28 protein-coding genes and 1 pseudogene are annotated in these 26,727 nt (G+C 71.9%); 9 read left to right on the plus strand and 20 right to left on the minus strand.

Annotated features, from left to right (window positions below; genetic code table 11):
- Positions 1-173: 173 nt before the first annotated feature.
- Entirely contained in the window at positions 174-812 is a 639-nt protein-coding gene (locus tag IE140_RS15880; protein WP_032768339.1) for a mycothiol-dependent nitroreductase Rv2466c family protein, read from the plus strand.
- 162 nt (positions 813-974) lie between these two features.
- On the plus strand, positions 975-1,316 hold the full coding sequence (locus IE140_RS15885) for a hypothetical protein (RefSeq protein ID WP_229826809.1): 342 nt from the start codon (positions 975-977) through the stop codon (positions 1,314-1,316).
- A 25-nt stretch (positions 1,317-1,341) separates the two neighbouring features.
- Here IE140_RS15885 and IE140_RS15890 read toward each other — a convergent pair whose 3' ends face one another.
- From IE140_RS15890 to IE140_RS15955, 14 genes are all read right to left on the minus strand, one after another.
- A complete protein-coding gene (locus IE140_RS15890; RefSeq protein ID WP_150194237.1) occupies positions 1,342-2,094 on the minus strand; it encodes a sirohydrochlorin chelatase in 753 nt (250 codons plus the stop codon).
- Between the two features lie 8 nt (positions 2,095-2,102).
- On the minus strand, positions 2,103-3,032 hold the full coding sequence (locus IE140_RS15895; protein WP_150194235.1) for an ABC transporter permease: 930 nt from the start codon (positions 3,030-3,032) through the stop codon (positions 2,103-2,105).
- The gene (locus IE140_RS15900) at positions 3,019-3,810 is read right to left on the minus strand and encodes an ABC transporter ATP-binding protein (protein WP_150194233.1); all 792 of its coding nucleotides are present in this window, start codon (positions 3,808-3,810) and stop codon (positions 3,019-3,021) included. The genes IE140_RS15895 and IE140_RS15900 overlap by 14 nt, the downstream gene beginning before the upstream one ends.
- A 47-nt stretch (positions 3,811-3,857) precedes the next feature.
- Positions 3,858-4,970 carry an aliphatic sulfonate ABC transporter substrate-binding protein gene (locus IE140_RS15905; protein ID WP_150194231.1) on the minus strand — a complete coding sequence of 371 codons (1,113 nt, stop codon included), beginning with the start codon at positions 4,968-4,970 and terminating at the stop codon, positions 3,858-3,860.
- 230 nt (positions 4,971-5,200) lie between these two features.
- Positions 5,201-6,535 (minus strand): sulfate adenylyltransferase subunit 1, encoded by a 1,335-nt coding sequence (locus tag IE140_RS15915; RefSeq protein WP_088574882.1) that lies wholly within the window; start codon positions 6,533-6,535, stop codon positions 5,201-5,203.
- A 2-nt stretch (positions 6,536-6,537) separates the two neighbouring features.
- A complete protein-coding gene (cysD, locus tag IE140_RS15920) occupies positions 6,538-7,476 on the minus strand; it encodes a sulfate adenylyltransferase subunit CysD (RefSeq protein ID WP_032775246.1) in 939 nt (312 codons plus the stop codon).
- The gene (cysC, locus tag IE140_RS15925) at positions 7,473-8,018 is read right to left on the minus strand and encodes an adenylyl-sulfate kinase (protein ID WP_010059288.1); all 546 of its coding nucleotides are present in this window, start codon (positions 8,016-8,018) and stop codon (positions 7,473-7,475) included. The genes cysD and cysC overlap by 4 nt, the downstream gene beginning before the upstream one ends.
- A 23-nt stretch (positions 8,019-8,041) precedes the next feature.
- Complete coding sequence (locus IE140_RS15930; protein ID WP_032768327.1) at positions 8,042-8,758, minus strand: phosphoadenylyl-sulfate reductase; 717 nt, start codon at positions 8,756-8,758, stop codon at positions 8,042-8,044.
- Positions 8,755-8,934 carry a hypothetical protein gene (locus IE140_RS15935; protein ID WP_030585066.1) on the minus strand — a complete coding sequence of 60 codons (180 nt, stop codon included), beginning with the start codon at positions 8,932-8,934 and terminating at the stop codon, positions 8,755-8,757. The genes IE140_RS15930 and IE140_RS15935 overlap by 4 nt, the downstream gene beginning before the upstream one ends.
- Positions 8,931-10,628, minus strand: coding sequence for a nitrite/sulfite reductase (locus IE140_RS15940; protein ID WP_107413985.1), 1,698 nt, complete (start codon positions 10,626-10,628; stop codon positions 8,931-8,933). The genes IE140_RS15935 and IE140_RS15940 overlap by 4 nt, the downstream gene beginning before the upstream one ends.
- Before the next feature lie 114 nt (positions 10,629-10,742).
- A complete protein-coding gene (locus tag IE140_RS36605; protein ID WP_309486338.1) occupies positions 10,743-10,826 on the minus strand; it encodes a putative leader peptide in 84 nt (27 codons plus the stop codon).
- Positions 10,827-11,041: 215 nt separating this feature from the next.
- A complete protein-coding gene (locus IE140_RS15945; RefSeq protein ID WP_150194229.1) occupies positions 11,042-11,638 on the minus strand; it encodes a GNAT family N-acetyltransferase in 597 nt (198 codons plus the stop codon).
- A gap of 82 nt (positions 11,639-11,720) precedes the next feature.
- A complete protein-coding gene (locus tag IE140_RS15950) occupies positions 11,721-13,019 on the minus strand; it encodes a GAF domain-containing protein (RefSeq protein ID WP_150194226.1) in 1,299 nt (432 codons plus the stop codon).
- Between the two features lie 243 nt (positions 13,020-13,262).
- A complete protein-coding gene (locus IE140_RS15955) occupies positions 13,263-14,900 on the minus strand; it encodes an acyl-CoA dehydrogenase family protein (RefSeq protein WP_150194224.1) in 1,638 nt (545 codons plus the stop codon).
- Positions 14,901-14,917: 17 nt separating this feature from the next.
- On the opposite strand from IE140_RS15955, the gene IE140_RS15960 reads away from it, so the two are divergent.
- Both IE140_RS15960 and IE140_RS15965 read left to right on the plus strand, forming a co-directional pair.
- Complete coding sequence (locus IE140_RS15960) at positions 14,918-16,144, plus strand: YihY/virulence factor BrkB family protein (RefSeq protein WP_229826810.1); 1,227 nt, start codon at positions 14,918-14,920, stop codon at positions 16,142-16,144.
- Between the two features lie 18 nt (positions 16,145-16,162).
- Positions 16,163-16,927: a DUF6597 domain-containing transcriptional factor gene (locus tag IE140_RS15965; RefSeq protein WP_093445088.1), complete on the plus strand. Its 765-nt coding sequence runs from the start codon at positions 16,163-16,165 to the stop codon at positions 16,925-16,927.
- Here IE140_RS15965 and IE140_RS15970 read toward each other — a convergent pair.
- Positions 16,861-17,262: a VOC family protein gene (locus IE140_RS15970; RefSeq protein WP_093445129.1), complete on the minus strand. Its 402-nt coding sequence runs from the start codon at positions 17,260-17,262 to the stop codon at positions 16,861-16,863. The two genes, IE140_RS15965 and IE140_RS15970, sit on opposite strands and share 67 nt — an antisense overlap.
- A gap of 164 nt (positions 17,263-17,426) precedes the next feature.
- Between IE140_RS15970 and IE140_RS15975 the strand changes: the two genes are divergently transcribed.
- The 3 genes from IE140_RS15975 to IE140_RS15985 all read left to right on the plus strand — a co-directional run bounded on the left by IE140_RS15975 (position 17,427) and on the right by IE140_RS15985 (position 19,171).
- Positions 17,427-17,903, plus strand: a complete 477-nt coding sequence (locus IE140_RS15975; RefSeq protein WP_093445087.1) for a hypothetical protein — start codon at positions 17,427-17,429, stop codon at positions 17,901-17,903.
- Positions 17,904-17,948: 45 nt separating this feature from the next.
- Positions 17,949-18,899 carry a hypothetical protein gene (locus IE140_RS15980; RefSeq protein ID WP_150194222.1) on the plus strand — a complete coding sequence of 317 codons (951 nt, stop codon included), beginning with the start codon at positions 17,949-17,951 and terminating at the stop codon, positions 18,897-18,899.
- Between the two features lie 86 nt (positions 18,900-18,985).
- Positions 18,986-19,171, plus strand: coding sequence for a hypothetical protein (locus IE140_RS15985; protein WP_225682289.1), 186 nt, complete (start codon positions 18,986-18,988; stop codon positions 19,169-19,171).
- A 114-nt stretch (positions 19,172-19,285) separates the two neighbouring features.
- Here IE140_RS15985 and IE140_RS15990 read toward each other — a convergent pair whose 3' ends face one another.
- Genes IE140_RS15990 through IE140_RS16000 form a run of 3 tightly spaced genes read right to left on the minus strand, consistent with a single transcriptional unit; the run spans position 19,286 to position 22,552 of the window.
- Positions 19,286-20,836 (minus strand): 3-hydroxyacyl-CoA dehydrogenase, encoded by a 1,551-nt coding sequence (locus IE140_RS15990; protein ID WP_150194220.1) that lies wholly within the window; start codon positions 20,834-20,836, stop codon positions 19,286-19,288.
- 16 nt (positions 20,837-20,852) lie between these two features.
- Positions 20,853-21,638 (minus strand): CoA-transferase subunit beta, encoded by a 786-nt coding sequence (locus tag IE140_RS15995; protein WP_150194218.1) that lies wholly within the window; start codon positions 21,636-21,638, stop codon positions 20,853-20,855.
- The gene (locus tag IE140_RS16000; protein WP_189460487.1) at positions 21,635-22,552 is read right to left on the minus strand and encodes a CoA transferase subunit A; all 918 of its coding nucleotides are present in this window, start codon (positions 22,550-22,552) and stop codon (positions 21,635-21,637) included. Before IE140_RS16000 ends, IE140_RS15995 begins: the two co-directional genes overlap by 4 nt.
- Before the next feature lie 149 nt (positions 22,553-22,701).
- Between IE140_RS16000 and IE140_RS16005 the strand changes: the two genes are divergently transcribed.
- Positions 22,702-23,607 carry a LysR family transcriptional regulator gene (locus IE140_RS16005; RefSeq protein ID WP_088574875.1) on the plus strand — a complete coding sequence of 302 codons (906 nt, stop codon included), beginning with the start codon at positions 22,702-22,704 and terminating at the stop codon, positions 23,605-23,607.
- Positions 23,608-23,744: 137 nt separating this feature from the next.
- Positions 23,745-24,965: an acetyl-CoA C-acetyltransferase gene (locus IE140_RS16010; protein ID WP_150194214.1), complete on the plus strand. Its 1,221-nt coding sequence runs from the start codon at positions 23,745-23,747 to the stop codon at positions 24,963-24,965.
- 22 nt (positions 24,966-24,987) lie between these two features.
- Here IE140_RS16010 and IE140_RS16015 read toward each other — a convergent pair whose 3' ends face one another.
- Entirely contained in the window at positions 24,988-26,220 is a 1,233-nt protein-coding gene (locus tag IE140_RS16015) for an FAD-dependent monooxygenase (RefSeq protein WP_229826811.1), read from the minus strand.
- A 184-nt stretch (positions 26,221-26,404) separates the two neighbouring features.
- Positions 26,405-26,727: pseudogene (locus IE140_RS16020) on the minus strand (peptidase); the annotation flags it as partial.

Raw genomic sequence — 26,727 nt, forward strand, 5'->3', positions numbered from 1 at the left:
GGCGGGACCGTGCACGGTCGTTCCGCGCGAACCGACGCTGACATGCGGCCCGTTGCCCGTCAACGGCGCCTGTTCGGCCGTTTCCCGCCCCGGGAGGCGTACGGAAGTGGCCCACCGAACCGGCCCCGGATTGGCCCGGAAGCGCGTGCCACTCGCGGCCTAGGCTGACCCGTATGAGCACACAGCACCCCGCCACCGGTCCCGCCGCCCCCACCACCGTCGACGTCTTCTTCGACCCCGCCTGCCCGTTCGCCTGGATCACCTCCCGCTGGATGCTGGAGGTGGAGCGCCACCGGGACATCGAGCTGCGCTTCCGGCCCATGAGCCTCTATCTGCACAACGAGGGCAACGAACTGCCCGACTGGTACCGCGAGCTCGTCGACAAGTCGATCGGCCCGGTCCGGGTGGCCGTCGCCGCGGCCGCCGCCCACGGTGACGGAATCCTGCGGGACCTCTACACCGCGCTCGGCACCCGTATCCACCAGCACAAGGAGGAGGACTTCGACGCGGTGACCGCCGCCTCCCTGGCCGAACTCGGCCTGCCCGCCGCCCTGGCGGAAGCCGCGCACTCCACGGCGTACGACGACGAGGTCGCCCGCCACCACGAAGCGGGCAAGGACCCGGAACAGGACGCGTACGTGGGCACGCCGACGATCCATGTCGACGGCACGGTCTGGTTCGGCCCGGTTCTGAACGCGATTCCGCGCGGCGAGGAGGCGGCCGGACTCTTCGACAGCTTCCGCGTCCTCGCGAACCACCCGGGCTTCTTCGAACTCAAGCGGGCGCGGTCCGGCGGGCTGTCCTGCGACTGAGCCGCCGGGGTCGCCGGTGGGCCCGCGCCGGCCCGTCCATAGGATCGTGGACATGGCGACGGGGGCGGGACTGTGGGAAGCGGGGCTGGGCGCCCGGTACGGGCCGGGACCCCGCTCGTGCAGCGTGTGCGGGGCTACCGGCCGAATCGGCGAGGGCACATCATGCCCTGCTCCGCAGTGAAGCGGTTCGTCCGTCCGGAGGGCTGCTCGCCGCTCGCCCTGGAGACCCACGCGGGGGAAGAGGTCCACTTCTGGTTGCTGGGCGGATCTCTGTGGGATCTGTTCTACGACTTCTCCAGCGTCTGCGCCGACGCCATGGGAGCCCATGTCCGCGCGGCCCGGTCGAAGCCGCCCCGAGCGCGTTCGGCCCGGTCGGGCTCGCCCCGGTCCCGCGAGACGTCCTCGCGCTACGCGCCCGTGGAGCGGCGGTACACCTGGTCGGTGGGCGCGGACACCATGGCCCTCGGGGCCGTCGTCTGCGCGGTCGCCGGTCTGATCGGCTGAGAGCCGCCCCGCCCTCCCCGGGCCCTCACGCCGACAGCGACGCCCCCACCGGCAGCCGCGCCTCGTCGAACCGATGCAGCAGCAGCCGCGCCAACTCCGGGGCGGGGCCCAGAACATCGGCCAGGACGTCCGCGCCGGCCGCCTCGGCGCCCGCCGCGATGCGGTCGGGGAGCCGGCCGGGGGCGATGACGTACGGGGCCACCGCCACCCGGTCCACGCCCTCGGCGCGCAGTTCCCGTACCGCGTCCTCGGTACGGGGAAGGAGTGCGGAGGCGAACGCAGGCCGCACGGCGCACCAACCGGTGTGCCGCAGCTCCCGCGCGATTTCAGCGATCACTGCGATCGCCTCCGGGTCTGTGGATCCCGCCGAGGCCAGGACGAGCCCGGTCCGGGGGAGGTCGCCGGGACGGACCCCGGCCTCCCGCAGCCGCCGCCCCAGGGTGGCGCCCAGAAGCGGGGACGGGCCGAGGACGTCGGCCTGCCGGATGCGCAGCCTGGGCACCCGGGCGCGGGCCTCGCGCAGGACCGAGGGGATGTCGGTCTTGGCGTGGAACGCCCGGGTGAGGAGGAGCGGGAGAGCGACGACCTCGTCCGCGCCCTGGGCCGCCAGGCGCTCCAGCACCCGGGGCACGGACGGGGCGTTGAACTCCAGGAACGCCGTCTCCACCCGCAGCCCCGGCCGCTCGGCGCGGACCCGCTCGGTGAGCGCGTGCACGGTCGCGGCGTGCCGCGGGTCGCGGCTGCCGTGGGCGATGACGAGGAGAGTGGGATGCGTCATGGGAAGGCTCAGTTCTTGACGAGGAGACCGCGGCTGCGCAGCACCCACCGCTCCAGCGGACTGAAGATGAGCAGGTCGATGGCGATGCCGACGAACAGGATGAGCAGGATCGACAGGAAGATCCCCGGCATGTCGAAGTTGCTGCGGCCGTTCTCCAGCAACTGACCGAGGCCCAGACCCAGTTCGGGGGACGAGGCGATGATCTCGGCGGCCATCAGCGAGCGCCAGGAGAACGCCCAGCCCTGCTTGAGGCCCGCCAGATAGCCGGGCAGCGCCGCCGGGAGCACGATGTGCCAGGTCCCGCGCAGCCCGGTCGCGCCCAGCGTGCGGCCCGCCCGGAGGAACAGCGGCGGCACCTGGTCGACGCCGGAGACCAGACCGTTGGCGATCGAGGGCACCGCGCCCAGCAGGATCACCGCGAACATCATCTGGTCGTTCAGCCCGAGCCAGATCACCGCCGGGGCCACCCACGCCACCGAGGGCAGCGACTGGAGCCCGGACAGGATCGGGCCGATCGCGGCCCGGACCAGCTTCACCCGGGCGACCAGCAGCCCCAGTGGCGTACCGATGGCGACCGCGAGCAGGAAGCCGAGCAGACCGCGCGAGACGCTGGTCCAGACGACGTCCAGCAGCGTGCCCTGCAGCCACATCTCGCGCGCGCTGTCCCACACCGCGGACGGCGGCGGCAGCTTGTAGGTCTCCGTCACCTGGGCGCGGACGAGCAGCTCCCAGACCACCAGGACCAGCGCCACCGCCACGACCGGCGGCAGCACCTTGCGCAGCAGGATCTCGCCCACCGGGGTGCGGCGGATCTGCACGGCCTCCAGGGCGTCGAGCCCGGCCTCCAGACCCGCCAGGTCGTCGGGCTTCCTGTCGACCGGTCCGGCGGCCGTCCTGTCCGGCCGCTTCCGGTCGGACGTGATGTCAGTGCTGGCCATGTCGGCGGATCTCCCCACGCAGTTCTTCGGTGATCTCGACGGACAGCTCCGCCACGGCGGTGTCCTCGATGCGGCGCGGCTGCTCGATGTCGACCGTCCACTCCCGGGCGATCCGGCCCGGCCGGGACGACAGCAGCACGACGCGCTGGGCGAGCCGTACGGCCTCACGCACGTTGTGGGTGACGAACAGGACCGAGGCGTTCGTCTCCGCCCAGATCCGCGTCAGCTCGTCGTGCAGCACATCCCGGGTGATGGCGTCGAGCGCCGCGAACGGCTCGTCCATCAGCAGGAGCTGACTGTCCTGGGCGAGCGCGCGGGCCATCGCCACCCGCTGGCGCATACCGCCGGACAGCTCGTGCACCCGCTTGCCGTACGCCCCGCCGAGCCGGACCAGTTCGAGCAGCCGCTCCGCCTCGGTGCGGCGCTCCGACTTCGGCACCCCGCGCAGCCGCAGGGCCAGTTCGATGTTCTTGCCCGCGGTCAGCCACGGGAAGAGTGCGTGCTCCTGGAACATCAGGGCCGGCCGCCCGCCGGGGGTCTCGATGGACCCCTGCGACGGGCGGTCGAGTCCGGCCACCAGATTGAGCAGCGTCGACTTTCCGCAGCCGGACGCACCCAGGAGGGTGACGAACTCACCCGGAGCGACATCGAGGGTGATGTCGTCCAGCACGAGCTGCTGCCCCGTGGGTCCGGCGAAGGACTTCGAGACATGCGAGAGACGGGCTGCGTGCTCGACCGCCGTACGGTCCTCGGCCTTGGTGAGGATGGGGGTCGCCATGGTCGTCACCTCCTGGGAATTCTTGACTCCTGCTGCGGATGGGCGGGTTACTTGACGCCGAGACCGGCGTCGGCGACCTCGGGCAGACCCTCGGCCTTCAGGATCTTGTTCAGCGGGCCCAGGTCGTAGATGCCCTGGAGGTTCGGCTCCTTGAGCAGACCGGACTTGACCGAGTGACCGGCCTGCGTCTTGAGCGTCTGGGCCAGCGGGTCATCGGTGATCTCGATGGACTCCCACGCCGGGTCGAGGATCTCCTGGGGCAGCGGCTTGCCGCTCAGGTTCTCCAGCGCCTTGTTGGCGGACGCCTTGGCCTTCTCCGGATTGGCGTTGATCCACTTGTTGGTGGCGACCGAACCCTTCAGCACCGCCTCGACCACGTCCGGGTGCTCGTCGAGGAACTTCTGCGACACGATGATGTTCGTGATCACGAACTTCTTGTCCGGCCACAGGTCCTTCTCGTCGAGGAGCACCTTCGCACCCTCGGAGACCAGCTTGGAGGCCGTCGGCTCGGGCACCCAGGCCCCGTCCAGGTCACCGGACCTGTAGGCGTCCGGGGTCACCTTGTTGTCCGAACGGACCACGGAGACATCGCCCTTGCCGCTCTGGGCGTCGACCTTCCAGCCCTTCTCGGAGATCCAGTTGAGGAAGGCCACGTCCTGGGTGTTGCCGACCTGCGGGGTGGCGATCTTCTTGCCCTTGAGGTCGTCCAGGGTCTTGATCCTGTCCGGGTTGACGACCAGCTTCACCCCGCCGGAGGCCGAACCGGAGATGATCCGCAGCCCCTTGCCCTGGGACTTGCTGTACCCGTTGATGGAGGGGGAGGGGCCGATGAAGCCGATGTCGATGGAGCCGGCGTTCAGCGCCTCGATCTCGGACGGACCCGCGTTGAAGGTCGTCGACTCGACCCTGGTGCCGCCCAGTTCCTTCTGGATGGTGCCTTCCTGGATACCGACCAGGGCGGTGGCGTGCGTGAGGTTCGGGAAGTACCCGATCTTCACGGTGTCGGAGGAGAGCTTCTTCCCTCCGGCGGAGACGTTCGTCCTGGCGTCGTCCTCCTTCGCCTCGGAGCCGTAGCCGCAGGCGGTGGCCGCCAGGGCCAGCAGTGGCAGGGCGGCGACGGCGGCCAGGCCGCGACGGACGGTGGAACGGGGGGCAGGCACGGGAGGCTTTCCTCTCGTTGGCCCGGTCCCACGCCCCGCTGTCTGGTCAGGGGGGCGCGGCCGGGAGGTCGGCAGGTCTTCGGCGGTACGGATGCGGGGGGTTCAGGGCGCGCGAGCGGTGCGCGTACGTCATCACGCACATCGCCCGACCCCGCCCTGGCCGCTGCCGAGGGCGCCGCTGCCCACCCGGCCGCCCTCCTTCGCGAAGGAGGAGAAGAAGTCGGTGGCCATCAGAAGTCCCACTCGGCGTCGTCGTCGGCCGCCACGACGGCCTCGGCCGCCCCGGCGAACGCGGCCCCCGCCATGCCGGCGCTCAGCGTCGTCCCGTCCGCCGGGTCGATCAGCAGGAACGAGCCGGTGCGCCGGGAGTCCTCGTACGCGTCGAGCGCGAGCGGCTCGGCGGTGCGCACGACGACCCGCCCGATGTCGTTGGCGACCAGCCGGCCGGGGGCCGGGTGCTGGGAGAGGTCGTCCAGGGTGAGCCGGGACGGGATGTCCTTGACGATCGCCTTGACCGTGCGGGTGGTGTGCTTGAGCAACACCCGCTGCCCCACCGAGAGCGGCTGGTCGGCCACGTGGCAGACGGTCGCCTCCACGTCCTGGGTGACCGGCGGGGCGTCGACGGCGGGGGCGATCAGATCGCCGCGCGAGATGTCGATGTCGTCGGCCAGCCGGAGCGTCACCGACTGCGGCGCCCAGGCGATGTCCACGCTTTCGCCGAGCGCGTCGATGCCGGTGATCGTCGTCGTACGCCCGGAGGGGAGTACGGAGACGGACTCGCCGACGCGGAACACCCCGGCGGCGATCTGACCGGCGTACCCCCGGTAGTCGGGGTGCTCGGCGGACTGCGGGCGGATCACGTACTGGACGGGGAAGCGTGCGTGGCAGGCGGTGAGGTCGTGGCTGACCGGGACCGTCTCCAGGTGCTCCAGGACGGTCGGCCCGCCGTACCAGTCCATGTGCGCGGACGGCTCCACCACGTTGTCCCCGGCCAGCGCCGAGATCGGGATCGCGGTGATCTCCGGGACGCCGAGGGATGCGGCGTACGCGGTGAACTCCTCCGCTATCGCGGCGAACACGGGCTCCGCGTAGTCGACCAGGTCCATCTTGTTGACCGCCAGCACCACGTGCGGGACGCGCAGCAGCGCGGCGACGGCGGCGTGCCGGCGGGTCTGCTCGACGACCCCGTTGCGGGCGTCGACCAGCACCACGGCCAGCTCGGCGGTGGACGCGCCGGTCACCATGTTCCGGGTGTACTGCACATGGCCCGGGGTGTCGGCGAGGATGAACCGCCGCCGGGTCGTGGCGAAGTAGCGGTAGGCGACATCGATGGTGATGCCCTGCTCCCGCTCGGCGCGCAGCCCGTCGGTCAGCAGCGCCAGGTCCGGCGCCTCCTGCCCGCGGTTGAGGGAGGCCTGCTCGACGGCCTCCAGCTGGTCGGTGAGGACCGACTTGGAGTCGTGCAGCAGACGTCCCACGAGGGTGGACTTGCCGTCGTCCACCGAACCGGCAGTGGCGAACCGCAGCAGGGTGGTGGCCGACAACTGCTCGGCTGTGGTGGTCATGGTTAGAAGTACCCCTCGCGCTTGCGGTCTTCCATCGCGGCCTCGGACATCTTGTCGTCGGCACGGGTCGCGCCCCGCTCGGTGAGCCGGGAGGCGGCGATCTCGGTGATCACGGCGTCCAGCGTGGTGGCGTCGGAGTCGACGGCACCGGTGCAGGACATGTCGCCGACCGTGCGGTAGCGCACGAGCCGGGTCTCGGTGGCCTCGTGCTCCTTCGGACCGCCCCAGTGACCCGCCGTCAGCCACATGCCGTTGCGGTTGAACACCTCGCGCTCGTGGGCGAAGTAGATCTCCGGCAGTTCGATGGACTCACGCTCGATGTACTGCCAGACGTCCAGCTCGGTCCAGTTGGAGATGGGGAAGACCCGGACGTGCTCACCCGGGGCGTGCCGGCCGTTGTACAGCTGCCACAGCTCGGGCCGCTGACGGCGCGGGTCCCACTGGGAGAACTCGTCGCGCAGCGAGAACACCCGCTCCTTGGCGCGCGCCTTCTCCTCGTCGCGCCGCCCGCCGCCGAACACCGCGTCGAAGCGGTGCTGCTGGATCGCCTCGGTCAGCGGCACGGTCTGGAGAGGGTTACGGGTGCCGTCGGGGCGCTCCCGGAGCTTCCCGGCGTCGATGTACTCCTGCACGGAGGCGACGTGCAGCCGCAGCCCGTGCTTCTTGACCGTACGGTCGCGGTAGTCCAGGACCTCGGGGAAGTTGTGCCCGGTGTCGACGTGCAGCAGCGTGAACGGCACCGGTGCCGGCGCGAACGCCTTCAGCGCCAGGTGCAGCATCACGATGGAGTCCTTGCCGCCGGAGAACAGGATCACCGGCCGCTCGAACTCGCCCGCCACCTCACGGAAGATGTGGACCGCCTCGGACTCCAGGGAGTCCAGGTGGCTGAGCGCGTACGGGTTCGCGGTGTCCTCGGACACGGTGGTGGTGACGGCACTCACGCCAGGCCCCTCTCGGTGAGCAGCGCGTGGAGCGCCGCCGCTGACTCCTGCACGGTCTGCTGGTGCGACTCGATCCGCAGGTCGGGCGATTCGGGGGCCTCGTACGGGTCGTCGACCCCGGTGAGCCCGCTGATCTCGCCGGCCGCCTGCTTGGCGTAAAGGCCCTTCACATCGCGTACGGAGCACACCTCGACGGGCGTCGCGACGTGCACCTCCAGGTAGGTGGTGGACTCGGCGGCGTGCCGCTTGCGGACGGCCTCGCGGCTGTCGGCGAACGGGGCGATGACGGGGACGAGCACCTTCACACCGTTGGCGGCGAGGAGTTCGGCGACGAAGCCGATCCGGGCCACGTTGGTGTGCCGGTCCTCGCGGGAGAAGCCGAGCCCCGCCGAGAGGAACTCGCGGATCTCGTCGCCGTCGAGCACCTCCACCTTGTGGCCCTCGGTACGCAGCCGGCCGGCCAGCTCGTACGCGATGGTGGTCTTGCCCGCGCTCGGCAGACCGGTGAGCCAGATCGTGGCTCCCGTCTCCGTCACGCTCATCGAAGTCTCCTGATCAGTCGTCATCAGCCGTGCAGCCCGCATTCCGTCTTGCCGCGCCCGGCCCAGCGGCCGGCCCGGGCGTCCTCGCCCTCCAGCACCCGGCGGGTGCAGGGCGCGCAGCCGACGGAGGCGTAACCGTCCATCAACAGCGGGTTGGTGAGCACCCCGTGCTCGGCGACGTAGGCGTCCACGTCGTCCTGGGTCCAGCGGGCGATGGGGGAGACCTTCACCTTGCGGCGCTTGGCGTCCCAGCCGACGACCGGGGTGTTCGCCCGGGTCGGGGACTCGTCCCGGCGCAGCCCCGTCGCCCACGCGGCGTACGCGGTCAGGCCGTCCTCCAACGGCTTCACCTTGCGCAGCGCGCAGCACAGGTCGGGGTCCCGGTCGTGCAGCTTCTCGCCGTACTCCGCGTCCTGTTCGGCGACGGTCTGGCGGGGGGTGATCGTGATGACGTTGACGTCCATCACCGCGTCCACCGCGTCCCGGGTCCCGATGGTCTCCGGGAAGTGGTAGCCGGTGTCCAGGAAGACCACGTCCACGCCCGGCAGCACCTGTGAGGCCAGGTGCGCGACCACGGCGTCCTCCATCGAGGAGGTGACGCAGAAGCGCGGCCCGAAGGTGTCGGTCGCCCACTTCAGGATCTCGGTGGCGGAGGCGTCCTCCAGCTCCCGTCCGGCCCGCTCGGCCAGCTCCCGGAGCTCCTCGTCGGTCAGCTCTCCGCTCAGCAGAGTGTCCGTCATATCGCTTCCCCTTCACCGTCGTTGCGCTGAACGCCCCGGGTCAGCAGACCCAGGAACTTCAGCTGGAACGCACGGTTGCAGGAAGCACATTCCCAGGCGCCGTGACCGGTCTCGTTGGGGCGCAGGTCCTCGTCGCCGCAGTACGGGCAGTAGAACGGGGCGGCTCGCTCGCTCATGACAGCGACTCCGCACTGGCGCGCGCCGCCCAGGTCGCGAAGCGCTCGCCGTCCTCGCGCTCCTCCTGGAAGCGGCCGAGCACCCGCTCGACGTAGTCCGGCAGTTCGGCCGACGTGACCTTCAGGCCGCGGACCTTGCGGCCGAACCCGGCCTCCAGGCCCAGCGCCCCACCGAGGTGCACCTGGTAGCCCTCGACCTGCTCGCCGTTCTCGTCCAGCATCAACTGGCCCTTGAGACCGATGTCGGCGACCTGGATCCGGGCGCAGGCGTTCGGGCAGCCGTTGATGTTGATGGTGATCGGGTGGTCGAACTCCGGGATGCGGCGCTCCAGTTCGTCGATCAGGGAGGCGCCGCGCGCCTTCGTCTCGACGATCGCCAGCTTGCAGAACTCGATGCCGGTGCAGGCCATCGTGCCGCGCCGGAACGGGGACGGCGTGACCCGCAGGTCCAGCGCTTCGAGACCGGCGACCAGGGAGTCGAGCTGCTCCTCGGCCACGTCCAGCACGATCATCTTCTGCTCGGCGGTGGTCCGCACCCGGCCGGAGCCGTGCGCGTCGGCCAGGTCGGCGATCTTGGTGAGCGTGGAGCCGTCGACCCGGCCCACCCGCGCGGCGAAGCCGACGTAGAAGCGGCCGTCCTTCTGCCGGTGCACCCCGAGGTGGTCGCGCCAGGTCTGGGCGGGCTGCTCGGGCGCGGGGCCGTCGACCAGCTTCCGCTTCAGGTACTCGTCCTCCAGGACCTGGCGGAACTTCTCCGGCCCCCAGTCCGCGACCAGGAACTTCAGCCGGGCGCGGGTGCGCAGCCGCCGGTAGCCGTAGTCGCGGAAGATCCCGATGACTCCGCCGTACACGTCGGGGACCTCGTCCAGTGGCACCCAGGCGCCGAGCCGCACCCCGAGCTTGGGGTTGGTGGAGAGTCCGCCGCCGACCCAGAGGTCGAAGCCGGGGCCGTGCTCCGGGTGGTTCACACCGACGAAGGCGACGTCGTTGATCTCGTGCGCCACGTCCAGGTGCGGGGAGCCGGAGATCGCGGTCTTGAACTTGCGGGGGAGGTTGGAGAAGTCGGGGTTGCCGATGAACCGGCGCTGGATCTCGTCGATCGCGGGGGTGCCGTCGATGATCTCGTTCTCCGCGACGCCCGCGACGGGCGAGCCGAGGATCACGCGGGGCGTGTCACCGCAGGCCTCGGTGGTGGACAGGCCGACCTCTTCCAGCCGCCGCCAGATCTCCGGCACGTCCTCGATGCGGATCCAGTGGTACTGCACGTTCTGCCGGTCGGTGAGGTCGGCGGTCCCGCGCGCGAACTCCTGCGAGATCTCCCCGATCACCCGCAGCTGCTGCGTGGTCAGCCGGCCGCCGTCGATCCGGACCCGCAGCATGAAGTACTTGTCGTCCAGCTCCTCCGGCTCCAGCACGGCCGTCTTGCCGCCGTCGATGCCGGGCTTGCGCTGGGTGTACAGCCCCCACCAGCGCATCCGTCCGCGCAGGTCGTTCGGGTCGATCGAGTCGAAGCCACGCTTGGAGTAGATCGTCTCAATACGTGTCCGTACGTTGAGACCGTCGTCGTCCTTCTTGAACTGCTCGTTCCCGTTGAGGGGGGTGTGGTGGCCCACGGCCCACTGACCCTCGCCACGGTGACGTCCGGCCTTGCGGCGGGGCGTGGCGGTCGCAGGCTGTTCCGGGGTGGCGGCCATGGCAATACGTCCTTCGGGACTGCGGGAGGGCGGCTCTGAGCGGCACACTCGCGCTGAGGCGCGGCGGTGCGCAGGCGGTTCAGAGGAAGAAGAAGAGCGGCGGTGCTGGGTCTCTCAGCTCGCCGGACAGATGGCGCTGGACATGCGGCCGAGGTCGACGTGGCGTCGACTCACCAAGGCAATTCCAGTTCCAGACATGACGGAAGCGTGTCACGGGCATCTCGGGGCAGTCCACCAGTATCCGCTATGTGGACGACTGGGTCTCGAAGGATGGGACAGTGTGGCACCCGTCACGGAGTGCAAGGCCAGCAATGCCGACAAATCGCCTGCGCGGAGCCCGAAAAAGGGATGTGGGGAGGGGAGGCGGTCGCTCCACCGCCCCCCTCGGGAAACACCGACGATGACGCCGACGATCAGGAGGCGTACGCCCCGGGCCACGGGCCGGGCGTCGCCACCTCCGGCTCCATCTCGGTCTTCGTGTCGAAGAGCCGGAAGCCGCGCCGCAGGTAGTTGTCCATCGCGTGCGGGCCGTCCTTCGAGCAGGTGTGCAGCCACACCCGCTTCGTCTGTGGCCGCTCCGGCCAGCGCTCCGCCAGGTCCCAGGCGCGCGCCACTCCGTACGACAGGAGGTGACCGCCGATCCGCCGCCCCCGGAAGGCCGGGATCAGCCCGAAGTACATGATCTCGACCACGCCGTCGTCCTGCGGGTCCAGCTCGACGTACCCGGCCGGCGTCCCGTTCTCGTACGCCACCCAGGTCTCCGCGCCGGGCCGCCGCAGGGCCTCCTCCCACTGGGCGTACGTCATGCCCAGCCGGTCGGTCCAGCGGATGTCGCCGCCCACCGCCGTGTAGAGGAAGCGGCTGAACTCCGGCAGCACCACCTCGGACCGAACGACGCGGACATCGCCCTCCGGCGTGCGCGCCGGGCGGAGATCGGCGGGCGAGGTCTGCTCCAGGGACCAGACGGTCACCTCGGTGGTCGGCGCTGCGGGCTGCGGGATGTCGCTCATGACGGTCAGAAAACCATGGAGCCGGACACCGGCGCACAGCGGCCCCGCCCCGGACCGCCCGCACGCGCCACAGCGGCCCCTCTCAGGTGGCCCGGGCCGCCCTGCGTGCTTCTGCCACCACCGGCGCCAGGGAGTGCGGCAGCAGATCCGCGCCGTGCTCCGGACGGATCACCTCCACCTCCACCCCGTCCCCGAAGCGGTACGGGCGGTGGGCCAGGACCTCCGCCAGATGACGCCGCAGCCGGGAGATCTCGGCCCGGACCGTCACCGTCCGGGTCGCGTCCCCGAAGATGTCCCGCGCCAGCTCCGAGGCCGTCCGCCCCTGCCGGTGCACCGCCAGCGCGTACAGCAGCTCCGCGTGGCGCGGCGAGAGCCGCTGCTTCACGCTCCCCAGCGGCCCCGTCAGATGAACGGCGAGAGCCCGGGGCCGGCTCAGGTCCAGCACCACCCGGCGCGGCGCCCCGGGCGTCGCCTCGGCATCGTCCACCTGCACCAGCCAGCCGCCCGGCAGCGGCTCGACCCGGCACATGCCGAGCGAGGGCAGCCACACCGGACCCGGCCGCAGCGACTTCGGCAGCGGCAGCCGGTCCACCGGAGGCATCCCGGTCACCGCCGCCAGCCGCCCGTGCCCGTCCACCGCCAGCGCCCGCCCGCCGATCCGGCACAGGATGGGCGCAGCCACCGCGCGCAGCCGCTCGATCTCCGCCAGGTGCCGGGTGCGGATCTCACCCTCGGCGAGCCGGGCCACCGAGTCGACCAGGGCCAGCGTCGCCGGATGGAAGGTGGACGCGGGCCCGCTGATGTCGACGATCCCGATCAGCCGCCCGTCGCGCGGATCCCGCACCGGGGCGGCCGCACAGGTCCAGCCGTGCAGCGCCCGGATGAAGTGCTCCGCAGAGTGCACCTGGATGGGGACCCGGGCGGCCAGCGCCGTGCCGATCGCGTTCGTCCCGGTCGCCGCCTCGGCCCAGGCCGCCCCCTCCTCCAGGCAGATGTCGTGGGCCCGGCGCAGCACCCCCGTGTTGCCCTGCCGCCACAGCACCCGGCCCTCGGCGTCGGTCACCACCATGATCTGCTGCGCGGCGTCCGCGATCGAGGCCAGCCCCGCCCGCAGCAACGGCATCAGCTCGCCGAGCGCCGTGCTGCGCCGCCGGTGCTCGATCTCGTCCGCCTCCAGCAGCTCGCTCTCCGGCGACTGGTCGGGGTCGATGCCGCTGCGCACCACCCGATCCCAGGAGGCGTCGATCTCCGCCCGCGGCGCGACGCGGGACGGCCCGCCCGTCAGCCGGGCCTCCCGCGCCCCGTGGAGCAACCGTGCCGCCCGGCGGTCCGCCCCCTGGCCCGTCACTCGCAGCACCCCCGCTGAACCCGTCTCCGTCATGGTCCCGTTCCCCCCGAACGCTTCCCGGGCCCGGCCCGGCCCATCCTGCCGGTCGCCCCGCCGGGCCACCGGGCAGTCCACACAATGCTTGCAACCCTTTGCAACTCTGGCGATGCCCTGCGGGTCCGTACAAGAGTGGCAGAAACACTGTGCGCCGGGCTTCCCGGTCGCGTGGTGTTCGCATGAGCATGGAGGGTGGTGCCGTGTCGGCGCAGCACCACCCTCCGTCGCTTGCCGGGGTGTCTAGTCGGCGACCGGCCGGGCCCGTGCCACCACCGAGGCCAGATCCAGACTGTGCGGCAGCGTCCCGAACGCCGCGCCCCAGTCCCCGCCGAGCCGCGAGGCGCAGAACGCGTCGGCCACCTCCGGCGGAGCCCAGCGCACCAGCAGCGACCCCTGGAGCACCAGCGCGAACCGCTCCGCCAGCCGCCGCGCCCGCCCCTCGACGCCGTCCAGATCGGCCAGCTCCGTCAGCAGCCCCTTGATCGCCGCGTCCAGCCGGTGATCCGCCCCGCGCGCCTTCCCGACCTCCCGAAGGAACGCGTCCAGCGCCTGCGGTTCGCGCTGGAGCGCCCGCAGCACGTCCAGCGCCTGGACGTTCCCCGAGCCCTCCCAGATCGAGTTGAGCGGCGCCTCGCGCAGCAGCCGGGGCAGCCCCGACTCCTCGACGTACCCGTTGCCGCCCAGGCACTCCAGCGCCTCGCTCACCACGGCGGTGCAGCGCTTGGTGACCCAGTACTTCGCGGCGGGCAGCGCGAGCCGGAGGAAGGCCCGCTCCGCCTCGGTGTCCCCGTCGTACGCCGCCGCCAGCCGCATCGCCAGCACCGTCGCCGCCTCCGACTCCAGGGCCAGGTCCGCCAGGACGTTGCGCATCAGCGGCTTGTCGATCAGGGGCCCGCCGAACACGTCGCGGTACGCGCTGTGATGGACCGCCTGCGCCACCGCCTGCCGCATCAGCCCCGCCGAACCCACGACGCAGTCGAGACGGGTGGCCGCCACCATCTCGATGATGGTGCGCACCCCGCGCCCCTCCTCGCCGACGAGGCGGGCCCAGGTCCCGTCGAACTCGACCTCGGCGGACGCGTTGGACCGGTTGCCCAGCTTGTCCTTCAGCCGCTGGATCAGGAACACGTTGCGCGTGCCGTCCGGGAGCACACGCGGCACCAGGAAGCAGCTCAGCCCGCCCGGCGCCCGCGCCAGCACCAGGAAGCCGTCGGACATCGGCGCCGAACAGAACCACTTGTGCCCGCTGAGCAGATACGCCCCCTCGCCGGACAGCGGCTCGGCCCGGGTCGTGTTGGACCGTACGTCGCTGCCGCCCTGCTTCTCCGTCATGCCCATCCCGAAGAGCACCCCGGCCTTCTCACGAGGGTTCCGCAGCCCCTCCACGTACGTGTGCGAGGTGAGCAGCGGCTCCCACACGGCGGCCAGTTCCGGATCGGTGCGCAGCGCGGGCACCGCGGCATGCGTCATCGACAGCGGGCAGCCGTGCCCCGCCTCCGCCTGCGTCCAGACCAGGAACCCCGCCGCACGCCGGACATGACCGGCCGGACGCCCCCAGGCGTCCGTCAGCCCGGCGGAGACGGCATGGCCCAGCAACCGGTGCCAGGCCGGATGGAATTCCACCTCGTCGACACGATGCCCATATCGGTCATGCGTCCGCAGAACGGGCGGATGGGCGTTCGCCTGCGCACCCCACTCCTGGGCCTGGGCGGAGCCCGCGGCCCGGCCGAGCTCGCCGAGCTCCTCCAGCACCACGGGCAGGACCCCGGGCTCGACGTGCCGCTCGACGGCCTCCGACAGAACCCGGTCGGTGGCGAAGACGTCGTGGCCGACCAGCGGCGGAACCTGATTGGTCACGGTGTGGGTGGTGGCTGCCATGCCGATACGGTAAGGAGGTGCAGGCAGCAAAGGAAACACCCGAACGGCCTCCGGGCCGGCTCCACCGGGCGCGAGTGCTCTACCGCAACGTCTCCAAACGACGGATGGCGTGGCACTTGCTCAAGGACACCGTCAACTCGTGCATCGAGTACCGCATTCTGGGCCTCGCGGCCGAGGCGGCGTTCTTCACCCTGCTCTCGCTGCCCCCACTGCTGCTCGGCATGATCGGACTGCTCGGTTACGTCGACGAGTGGACGACCACCACCACGGTCGCCTCCATCGAGCGCAACATCCTCTCCGCCTCCCAGACGGTGCTGTCCGAGCGCGGGGTCAACGACTTCGCCAAACCGCTGCTCGCCGACGTCACGACCGGGGCCCGTCCCGACGTCATCTCCATCGGCTTCGCCATCGCCCTGTGGTCCGGCTCCCGCGCGGTGAACGTCTTCATCGACACCATCACCGTCATGTACGGCCTCGACGGCCACCGCGGCATCGTCAAGACCCGGCTGCTCGCCTTCCTGCTGTACGTCGTCGCCCTGCTGCTCGGCGCGGTGGTGCTGCCGCTCCTGGTCGTCGGCCCGGACCGGGTGGTCGAGTTCGTGCCCTGGGGCACCGAGGTCATAGCCGTCCTGTACTGGCCGCTCGTGATACTGCTGACCATCGCGTTCCTCACGACGCTCTACCACGTGTCCGTGCCCGTGCGGTCGCCCTGGATCGAGGACGTCCCCGGGGCGCTGGTGGCGCTCGGCATGTGGGTCCTCGGCAGCTTCCTGCTCCGCATCTACCTGACCAACACGGTCGAGGGCCCGACCATCTACGGCTCCCTGGCGGCGCCGATCGCCGTCCTGCTGTGGATCGGTATCTCCGCCTTCGCGGTCCTGGTCGGCGCCGCGGTCAACGCGGCCATCGACCGGGTGTGGCCCTCGCTCGCCACGGCCGCCGCCCGCGAGGCCACGGAACGCGTCCGCGCCGCGCAGGCCGCCGAGTTCGTCGCCCGCACCCGCGCGGCCGCCTACGACGGCACGTACGACGATGACGACGACGAGGACGAGGACGACGGTCCGGCGTACATGCCCTCCGAGTTCCCCGAGCGCTGGTCCCGCTTCCTGCCGCCCGACGACGTGAAGTCCCGGCTGCACGCGACCAGGGAGAAGGAGCCCAAGGACGCGAAGGAGACCCGGGAGACCCGGGAGACCAGGGAAACGCGGGAGGCCGCGGAGGTCAGGGAACCGCCCGCCCGCTGACCGCGCTAGCGTGGAGACATGCCCCGGCGACACCAGAGCTACCAGGAGCGGCCCTCCCGGCTGGACGGGGCCGTCGTCTGGACTCTGGACGTCCCGCCGGGCCCGGAGCGGCCCGCCCGGTCCGTGCTCCCCGACGGCTGCATGGACCTGCTCTGGACCGGCGGCCGCCTGGTCGTCGCCGGGCCCGACACCCACGCGTTCGAGGTCGACCCGCGCAACCGGGGCTCCTGCGCCGCCATCCGGTTCGGCCCCGGCACCGCCCCCGTCCTCCTCGGCGTACCGGCGCACGAGCTGCGCAACCACCGGGTCGACCTGACCGAGCTCTGGCCCCGTGGAGCCGTCGCGGCGCTCACCGAACGGATCGCCCGGTCCGCCGGCCCCGCCGCCGCCCTGGAGGAGTTCGCGCTCGCCAGGTCCGCCGACACCGGACCGCCGGACCCGCTCACGGCGGCGGTCGCGGAGGGGCTGCGGCGCGGCAGGTCCGTCGCGTCGACGGCCGCCGAGGTCGGGCTCGGCGCCCGCCAGCTGCACCGCCGCTCCCTGGCCGCCTTCGGCTACGGCCCCAAAACGCTGGCCCGGATCCTCCGCCTCCAACGAGCCCTGGCCCTGGTCCGCACCGGCCTGCCCTTCGCCGAGGCGGCCTCCGCGGCGGGCTGTACCGACCAGGCACACCTGGCCCGGGAGATGCGCGACCTGGCCGGCACGACCCTGGGGGCCTACGTCGCGTCGGCGGCGGCGAACAACGACACCCCGCACCCGTCCGGATCCAGCACCACCGCGTAACGCTGCCCCCACACCGCGTCCCACGGCTTCAGATGCCCGGTGTGCCCGGCGTCGACCAGCTCCGCGTACAACGCGTCCACCTCCGCCGGGCTGTCGCAGACGAAGGCCAGGGCGACCCGCTCACCCCCGCCCGCCGGGCGCTGCCAGTCCGGGTCGAACGAGGCGATGACCTCCTCCGTGTCCCACAACAGCCGCTGTCCGCCCGGCAGAGTCACCTCGACATGGGGTGCGGACTCCGCCCCGTCGGGGATGTCGAGGCCGAGCCGCCGGTAGAAGGCGAGCGAGGCCGCGAGGTCGGAGGTGATGATGCTGATGGCGTCGAGTCGTGGAGTCATGCCCCGACCGTAGGCACGCGGCACCGCGACCGTCTTGTACGAATCGGTCACCCGAACCGGCGCTGGAGTGCTTCCATCCCCCGCTGGTCGGTGACGTCAAGAGATCATCAATAATCGAACTTTTGCGAGGGTGTACACCCGGACAGCGATCTGGAGGGGGAGACATGTCCTTCGAAGAGGAGTGGGCCGGTCTCAAGAAGGAGGCGGCCGCGCGGACGCAACTCAACGGCGCTCCGACCAGGGACCCGGACTCCTCGCCCAGAGGCGAGGATCTCGTTGTCCATGACGACGAGCTGGGGAGGATCGGCCACTTCGCCTACCGGCTTCACAACAGCCTCAAGGCCGATGGGAAGCACGCGCAGACCACGACCAGGGCCGCGGGCACCAGCCTCACGTCGGACGGATTCGAGATGGGCAAGGCGCTGACCTCCGCGTCCGTAGCCTGGGCGAAGCAGGTCGGCACATTGCTGGACGCCTGCGCACACATCTCCAATCACCTCGACTACACGAAGGCGTCGAAGAAGAAGGACGACGAATGGGTCGGCGCTCAGGTCAGCGTGTCCAAGATTTCCGACTACTACGACGTGCCGAACGAGAACGCGAGGCCTTCGGTGCCGAAGCCGCAGGGCCCGATCATGTGACCCCCTCTTCCAAAGCCTGTCCCCCTCCACCTGGCGAGGTACCCGATGCTGTTCCAACAGCTTTTGAACCTGAAGACGAAGCCACTCGACTCGGCGATCGACGACTGGGTTGCCATGTCGAAGAAGCTCGGCGAACTCGCCAAGGACGCAAAGGATATGAGCACCTTTGCGCGGGCGACGGCCTGGAAGGGCGAGAACGCCGGCGTTACCAAGCCGTTCGTCACGAGGACCGCGGGCGAGTTCGAGGACGCAGTGACGCAGGCCGAGAGCATCACAAACCTGCTCAAGGGTGCCTACAGTGAGCTGACAAAGGCCAAAGCCGACCTTGTGGCTGTCTACGAGAACCCGCCCCGAGGGGTACGAATAGACCCATACGGGGTCGTTATCCACATGGAGGGCGTCGACTCCAGCCAGAGCGAGGTCGACGCGCTTGTCACACGCATGGAGGGCCTACTCCAGCGCGCGGCCGACGCGGATGCTCGCTGCGCCGGAGGTCTGGTGGCGCTCACCGAGGACGCTCGCCAGTTCAGCTCGGTGCACTTCGACTCCTTGAAGGACGCCAGGACAGTTGAGGAGCAGGCGGCACAGACGAAGCTGGACTCGGTCGAGTACGTGCGTCCCGAGAAGTGGGGCAGCGGCACAGTCAAGCCCGTCGCTGAATTCCTCAGCTACCGTTCCTGGATCGGCGGTGGCGGAGCGCTTCTGCGCCTCGACCTCAACGGAGCTGTGCAGGGCTTCATCGGTGGCGCGCCAGCCTACGCGGCCGGTGAGGCGAGCAAGCACCTGGAGAAGGGCTCGATCCTGAGCAACGTCAACGGAAAGCACCACCGGCCCACCGCCATCAACACGGTGGGCAGGTTCGGGGGCAAGATATTCGGCGCGCCCGTCGCCATTGTGGCGACGTTGGTCGACTACGCCTATACCCCGTCGGACCAGAAACCGGGCGACAGCCGTGTGAACGCTCCGGGCGCACCGGGAAGGGTGAGGTACCGATGAAGCACCCCCGGGAACCGCGCCCGACCGGTCGTCGGCGCGCTGGTTCGCCGCCGCCCGGACGAAGGGGCCCGAGTCTGTGGCACCTGATGACGCCCCGCAGCTCGCGTGGGCTCGTACTCGGTGTGTTCATGGCGGTCGGCGGACTTGTCGGCGGCATGGGCGGACTGCTGGCAGGGAGGACGGACCGGGCGGTCCTCGGGACTCTCGCCATCGGAGCCCTGGGCCTCCTGCTCACCGTCTCCTGGCTCGTGACATACGCCAGGGAGCGCTGAGACCCCCGCCGTGTGGACCTGCGGGTGACCTCGGCGGCCTGTGGGCACGCGGACCGGCGAGTCACGTGGAGCTGCGGGCACGCATCGAGCGACAGAGCGCACCGGCGTCCGCTCTCACCCCAGGCAGTCCGCCGGCGACGTCCCCGGATCGGTCAGCGCGAGACCCAGGGCGGCCCGCTCCGTGACCCACCGCGTCGGCCGGTGGCGCTGATCGCCCGTCGACGCGTGCAGGGCCCGCTGCAGCGCCAGCATCCGTACGGCCCCGATCCGCTCGCCCCACGCCAGCGGCCCCGCCGGATAGCCGAGGCCCGTGGTCACCGCCAGATCGATGTCGGCGGGCGCGGCCAGCGAGCGTTCCGCGATCGAGCAGCCGACCGCGACGACGGAGGACAGCAGCCGCTGCGCGACCGAGCCCGCGGTGTCCCGCACCACCGACACCCCGTACGGCTCCTCGCCCCCGGCCGCCCGTGCCAGCACCGCCCGCGCGTCCCGGGCGGCCGCCGGATCACCGGCGGCCGTCACCGCGAGGACCCGCCGCCGTCCCGCCGGGGGCAGCACCTCCACGCCGAACGTACGCTCCCGGGGCAGCCCGCCCTCCGAGACCGCCGCCGACACCGGCGTCCCCCAGACGGGCACCAGCACCACGGCCTCCGCCGACGGCCCCGCGCCCCGCGCGACGCGGACCCCCGCCGCCTCCAGGGACGCGGTCAGCTCCTCCTCGTACGCAGCCGTCTCCGGCCGCCCGGCCGAGGCCAGGAACACCGGGCGGTCCGCGTCCCCGGTCACCGGGCTCTCCGGTGCGGGGCCGGACGCCCCGTCGCCGTACGCGTACCAGCCCCGGCCCGTCTTACGGCCGTGCAGCCCGGCAACCACCCGGTTCGGGGTCAGGAAGGACGGGCGCAGCCGGTCCTCGTACCGGAAGCCCCGCCAGATCGAGTCGATCACCGCGGCCGTCACGTCGAGACCGGTCAGGTCCATCAGTTCGAAGGGGCCCATGCGCAGCCCCAGCACGTCCCGGGCGATCCGGTCGATCTCCGCCGGGTCCGCCACCGACTCCTCCAGCAGCGCGAGCGCCTCGGTCACCAGCCCCCGGCCGGCGTGGTTGACCAGGAAACCGGGGGTGTCGGCGACGGTCACCGCCCGGTGCCCGCAGCCCTCGACCAGCTCGGTGAGCAGGACCGGGATCTCCGGGCGGGTGGCCGCGCCCGGCACCACCTCGACGATCCGCATCAGCGGCACCGGGTTGAAGAAGTGCAGCCCGGCCAGGCGCGACGGGTCCTGGAGGGTGGCCGCGATCCGGGTCACCGACAGGGAGGAGGTGTTGGTCGCGAAGACGGCGGAGGCGGGCAGCGCCTCCTCCAGCCTCCCGAACACCTCGGCCTTGGTCTCCAGGTCCTCCCGGACCGCCTCGATCACCAGCTCCACGTCCGGGCCCGCCGCCCACGGCTCGGCGAGCGGCACCAGCCGGGCCACCGCCGCGTCCCGGTCGGCGGCGGTCGTCCGGCCCTTCGCGACCGCCCGGTCGAGCATCGACGCGACGAAGTCCAGGGCCTCCTTCACCGCCTCGGGCCGTACGTCACCCAGCTCCACGGTGTGTCCCGCACTCGCCGCCCACTGGGCGATGCCCCGGCCCATGGCCCCGGCTCCGACGATCCTGATACGCATGGCAGTTACGGCCCCTTCAGCGGAGATAGACACGGTTCGGGTCGACATCGTCGCGCAGGAGCCGCAGCTCCGCGGAGGTGGGCGGGTCCGTCGTCGCGAGCCGGTCGGCGGTCTTGAGCTCCCAGCCGGTCGCGGCCCGCACCTGCTCGACGCTCACCCCGGGATGTACGGCGACCAGCCGCAGCTCGTCCCCGGCACCGGCCCGGGCGAGGACGCCCAGCTCGGTGATGACCCGGGTGACCCCGGCGCCGAGCGGGCGGATGCCGTCCGCGAGCGCCCGGTCGGGACCCGGGGTCGTACAGAAGTCGAGCACGTCGGCGAAGGAGCGAGGGGTGTGGCGGCGCATCACCACGAACACCTCCCGGGCGTTCGCCATCACCTCCACCGCACCCCCGGAACCCGGCAGCCGCACCGACGGGCTCTCCCACTCCCCGATCACCGAGGTGTTGAGGTTGCCCCACCGGTCGATCTGCGCGGCCCCCAGGAAACCGACATCGATGTGTCCGCCCTGGAGCACCGAGCCGAACAGCGTGGCCATGGACACCACCGCCTCGGCCCCCGTGATCAGGACGGCGTCCGCGATGGTCTCCGGCAGATGGGAGGGGTGCGCCCCGCAGACCCCGGACTCGTACACCACCTCAAGTCCCGGAGCGACGGTCAGCCGCGCCAGCTCGGTCGCGAGCGTCGGCAGCCCGATCCCCGCGAACACCGTGCGGCGGCCCGCCAGTTCGCGCGCGGCGACGACGGAGAGCAGCTCGGACGAGGTGACGGGCCGCGTGGACCCCGTTGGGTCCCCGCTCACAGCCGCCTCCCGTAGTCCACCGGCCCGCTCGGCGCCTCGCCGACCGCCAGCCCAGCCCAGAACTCCTCGCCCAGCTTCGCCACGTACGCGGCATGGTCGGCGGTCCCGTACACCCACTCCTCCAGCCATCCCCGCAGCCGCACCGGGTCCTTGCTGATCGCGGACCAGGCCCGGTAGAAGGCGTTGTCCCGGTCGTAGTAGCCCTGCGCGAACGACGGGTGCGCCCCGCGCGGGCAGAGGACCACCGCGTCCACCGCGTGGGCCGGGACGAGGGTGCGGTTCGGGTCGGCGCGGATCACCTCGTCCGCCACCAGCTCCTCCACCACCACGACCGCCTTCCTCGCCGCGTACACCGCCTCGGCCTGGACCCCGGTCAGCCCCCAGATCTGGGTGTTGCCCCGCCGGTCGGCACGCTGGGCGTGGATGAACGTCACGTCCGGGTGGACGGGCGGTACGACGTAGATCTCCTCGGTGGAGCCGTCGGCGGCCGGATAGGGCGAAGTGACTTTACGGATGCCGGGGTTGACGGAAGGAAGATCGCTGCCCGCGTAACTGCGCAGGGGGTGGAACGGCAGCCGCTGCGCTCCGGCGACATACCGGCACACCATCCCGTAGTGGCTGTACTCCTCGAACGCCAGCGGCTCCGGATCGGCGTGCTCGATGCGCCGACGCAGCTCACCGAGCGAACCGGCGGAGGAGTTGCCCACGAACGAGGAGACCAGCCGCGTCACGCAGCCGGCGGCCAGCATCTGGTCCACCACGATGTCCGCCGTCATCCGGACGACCGTGAGATCCCGGCGGCCCTGCCGGATGATCTCGTGGCCGGCGGCGGTCGGGATGAGATGGGTGAACCCTTCGAGGCTCACGGTGTCCCCGTCGTGGACGAACGCGGCGACGGCCTCCCGCATAGGCATCACCTTGCCGGCCACTCCGCCCGCCCCGGCAGTCCGCTCCACCGCGCCCCTCACCTCACCCTCCGTATGCGCCGACCCCACGGTGTCAGCGCCATTGATGGCTGTCCAATACCGAATTAGGGTCGGATCAAGACGCCAGGAGTATCACTATGGAACTACGCCACCTCAACGCCTTCCTCGCCGTCGCCGAGGAACTGCATTTCGGGCGGGCCGCCAAGCGGCTCCAGATGGCCCAGCCCCCGCTGAGCCAGCAGATCCGCCAGCTGGAGAAGGAACTCGGCGTCCAGCTCTTCCACCGCAACACCCGCTCGGTCCGGCTCACCAGCGCGGGGGAGTCCTTCCTCGAACCCGTACGGACCGTCCTGGACGATCTGGACACCGCCGTCCGGGCGGCCAGATCGGCGGGGATCGGGGAGTACGGCCGGGTCACCATCGGATTCGCCGGGGCCTCCAGCCACGAGACCCTGCCCCGGCTCACCCGCGCCGTGCGCGCCGCCCACCCCGGACTCGAACTCGTCATGACCGGCCAGACCTACGCCAACACCGCCCTGTCCCGGGTCGCCGACGGCACGCTCGACCTCGGCTTCGTCCGGCTCCCGGTGACCCGGCCCGGCGTCGCCCACCGGGTGATCGACGAGGAGGAGCTGGTCTGCGCCCTGCCCTCCGACCACCCGCTCGCCCGGCGGGAGACCGTGCCGCCGGCCGTCCTCGCCGGCGAACCGTTCGTCTCCTTCCCCGCCAACTCCGGCTCCACCGTTCGCGACGCCATGACCGAGGCCTGCGAGGGCGCCGGATTCACCCCGCGCATCGTCCAGGAGGCCCCCGACTCGTACACGATCCTCGCCCTGGTCGCCGCCGGTGTCGGCGTCACCCTCACGGTCACCTCCGTCCAGCACATCCAGCAGAACGGCCTGGTCTACCGTCCCCTCGCCGGTCCGGCCGTCCGCCTCCGCGCCGCCCTGGCCTGGCGCGCCGACAACCCCTCCGCCGCCCTGCGCGCGGTGCTCGCCGTGGCGGAGGAAGCGCTGCCGACCCCCGTGCGTACGCTCGATTGAGACGCACAGCCTCTCAATCCGGTGCGCATTCGATATTGGACCGACTCAGTGACACGGTGCGAAGGTCGTTCCACCGCGCAACGCGTCCACCACACCGCGCCCCTGTTCCTCGCTCCCGACCCCAGGGAAGGCCCTCCGTGCCGCTCGACGTCGTCATCTGCGAACCCCTGCGCACCCCCATCGGCCGGTTCGGCGGGGCCTTCGCCCAGCAGACCCCGGCCGCGCTGGCCGCACGCGTCATCGCGGAGATCGTCACCCGCACCGGCATCGACCCCGACCGGGTCGACGAGGTGATCCTCGGCCACGCCTACCCGACCAGCGAGGCCCCCGCCATCGGCCGGGTCGCCGCCCTGGACGCCGGACTGCCCACCACGGTCACCGGTTCCCAGATCGACCGCCGCTGCGGCTCCGGGCTCCAGGCGGTGCTGGACGCGGCGATGCAGATCCGGGCCGGGTTCAGCGATGTCGTGATCGCGGGCGGCGTCGACGTGATGAGCGCCGCCCCCTACTACACCCACGACGGGCGCTGGGGCATCAAGGGCCCCGGCCTCCAGCTCCACGACGCCCTGGCCCGGGGGCGCGTCACCGCCGGCGGCATCAACCACCCGGTCCCCGGCGGCATGATCGAGACGGCGGAGAACCTGCGTCGTGAGTACGGCATCGGCCGCGCCGACCAGGACGCCCTGGCGCTGCGCTCGCAGGCGCGGGCCGCCCGCGCCGCCGCCGAGGGCCGCTACGACGCGGAGACCGTCCCCGTCACCGTACGCACCCGCAAGGGCGAGACGACGGTCACCGCGGACGAGCACCCCCGCCCCGACACGACGGCCGAACAACTCGCCTCGCTCCGACCCGTGATGGCGAAGTCCGACCCGGACGCCACCGTCACCGCGGGCAACGCCAGCGGCCAGAACGACGCGGCCGCCGCCTGCCTGGTCACCAGCGCCGAGACCGCCGAACGCCTCGGCCTCACCCCGCTCGTCCGCCTCGTCTCCTTCGCCCGCGCCGGGGTGCCCGCGGCGACGATGGGCATCGCCCCCGTCGCCGCCACCCGCACCGCCCTGGACCGGGCGGGCCTCACCCTCGCCGACCTGGACCTGATCGAGCTGAACGAGGCGTTCGCCGCCCAGGTGCTCGCCTGCACAAGGGAGTTGGGCCTCGGCGAGAAGGACCACGAGCAGCGTATCAACGTCAACGGCTCGGGCATCTCGCTCGGCCACCCGGTGGGCGCCACCGGGGCCCGCATCCTCGCCACCCTCACCCGAGAACTCCACCGCCGTGAGGCCCGGTACGGCCTGGAGACGATGTGCATCGGCGGTGGCCAGGGCCTCGCCGCGATCTTCGAACGCATCGCGGACTGAGGGCCGTTCACGCGGAGCCGCCTCACCGGGCGAATGTCGCGCCCGGGCCCGCATCCGGTTCGGCTGCCTCCCCGGGCTCCTCGTGGAGGTAGTGCCACGTCCCGGCCAGCACCCCCCGGAACCAGACGTCCACCTCGTCCTGTCCCATCACCGGCCAGTCGGGGACCTCTTCGACCAGGGCGCGTCCCATGCGGCGGCCCAGCTCGACCAACCGGGCTCCCGCCGCCGTGCGTTCGTCGGCGTACCGCTCCAGCGCCGTGGCGGGGTCCGGCCCTTCGCGCAGCACCCGCTCCAGGCACAGTGCGTCCTGGAGCGCCTTGACCGCGCCGGTCGCGGTGTGCGGCCTGGTCACCCCGGCCGCGTCCCCGGCCAGCAACAAGGGCGGCCGGGCGACCCGGGGCGCCTGCACATCGGCGACCGGGTGGCAGGCCGTCGCCCGGCGGCCGCCCCGGGCGACGATGTCCGCCCAGGCCGCCGGAAAGTGCTCCCGCGCCAGCTCCTGGACGTACGGTCCGGGCTCGGCACCCTCGGGCGGGCGGCCGTAAATGGCGTACGCGAGCAGCCGGTTGCCCGCCCCGGTGCTGCCGTCGCCGTCCTGCGGGCCGCCGGGGATCAGGTAGAAGATGCCGTGCCCGCCGGGGAAGCCCAGGGTCACCCACGCACCCCGCAGGAGGTCCAGCTCACGGGGGTGCCCGGCCAGCGCGCCGAGCGGGATCGCGCCGCGCCACACGAGGTACGGGGCGGGCTCCGGCCGAAGCCCCGGTGCGAGCAACTGCCGGGTGGCCGAGGCGTGCCCGTCGGCGCCCACGACCACGTCGTACTGCTCCTCGCCCCGCGCGGAGGTGATCACCGCCCGCCCGGCCCCGTCCGCCCGGACCGAGGTCACCGGCTCGCCCCGGAGATAGCGCACGGACCCGGCGCTCGCGCGCAACGACCGCCACAGCAGACCCCAGTTGCACGGGGTCACGGGGGAGGGCTGCCGGGCCAGTTCGCGTGCGGACCGCCCGCCCGGCTCCCGCGTCAGCCAGACCCGCGTCCCGACGGGAGCCGTCGGCATGTCCGCGTCCAGATACCCGGACCCGACCAGTTCCTTGTGGAGCGGCGGCGGGATCACGATGCCGAACCCCCGGTCCTGGAGTTCGGCGCCGCTCCGTTCGTACACGGTGACGTCCGCCCCGGCCCGCGAGCCCGCGACGGCAGCCGCGCACCCCGCGATACTGCCGCCGATCACCCCGATACGTAACGCTGCTGCCACGTCCCCGGTCCTTCCCGTCGTCCCGCTCGGCCTGTTCGGCACCCCGGCGTCCCGCGCGGTGCCGGGGCCATCGTTCCATCGCCCGTGCCCGGCCTTCCCGGCGAACGGACCTCCGCACACGCGGAAGGTCCGGCCGGACAGTCCCCGCTGTCCGGCCGGACCTCGTTCTCCCGCAGGAGCTCTGTCAGTCCCGCGCGTTGCGGGTGCGGCGCATCAGCACCGCACCGCCGAGCAGGAGCGCGGCGCTCGCGCCTGCGGCCAGGCCCAGGTCGGCGGCGCCGGTGTCGGCCAGGTGCGCGTCGGGGGTGTTGGATCCCGGCGTGCCGGACCCGGGAGTGTCCGAGCCGGGCGTGTCGGTACCGGGCGTGTCGGTCGGCGGCTCGTCGACGGGGGGCTCGTCCACCGGGGGCTCGTCGACCGGGGGTTCGTCCACGGGCGGTTCGTCGACGGGGGGCTCGTCCACCGGGGGCTCGTCGACCGGGGGTTCGTCCACGGGCGGTTCGTCGA

It is taken from the genome of Streptomyces parvus, from assembly GCF_014648875.1.
Lineage (GTDB): Bacteria > Actinomycetota > Actinomycetes > Streptomycetales > Streptomycetaceae > Streptomyces > Streptomyces parvus.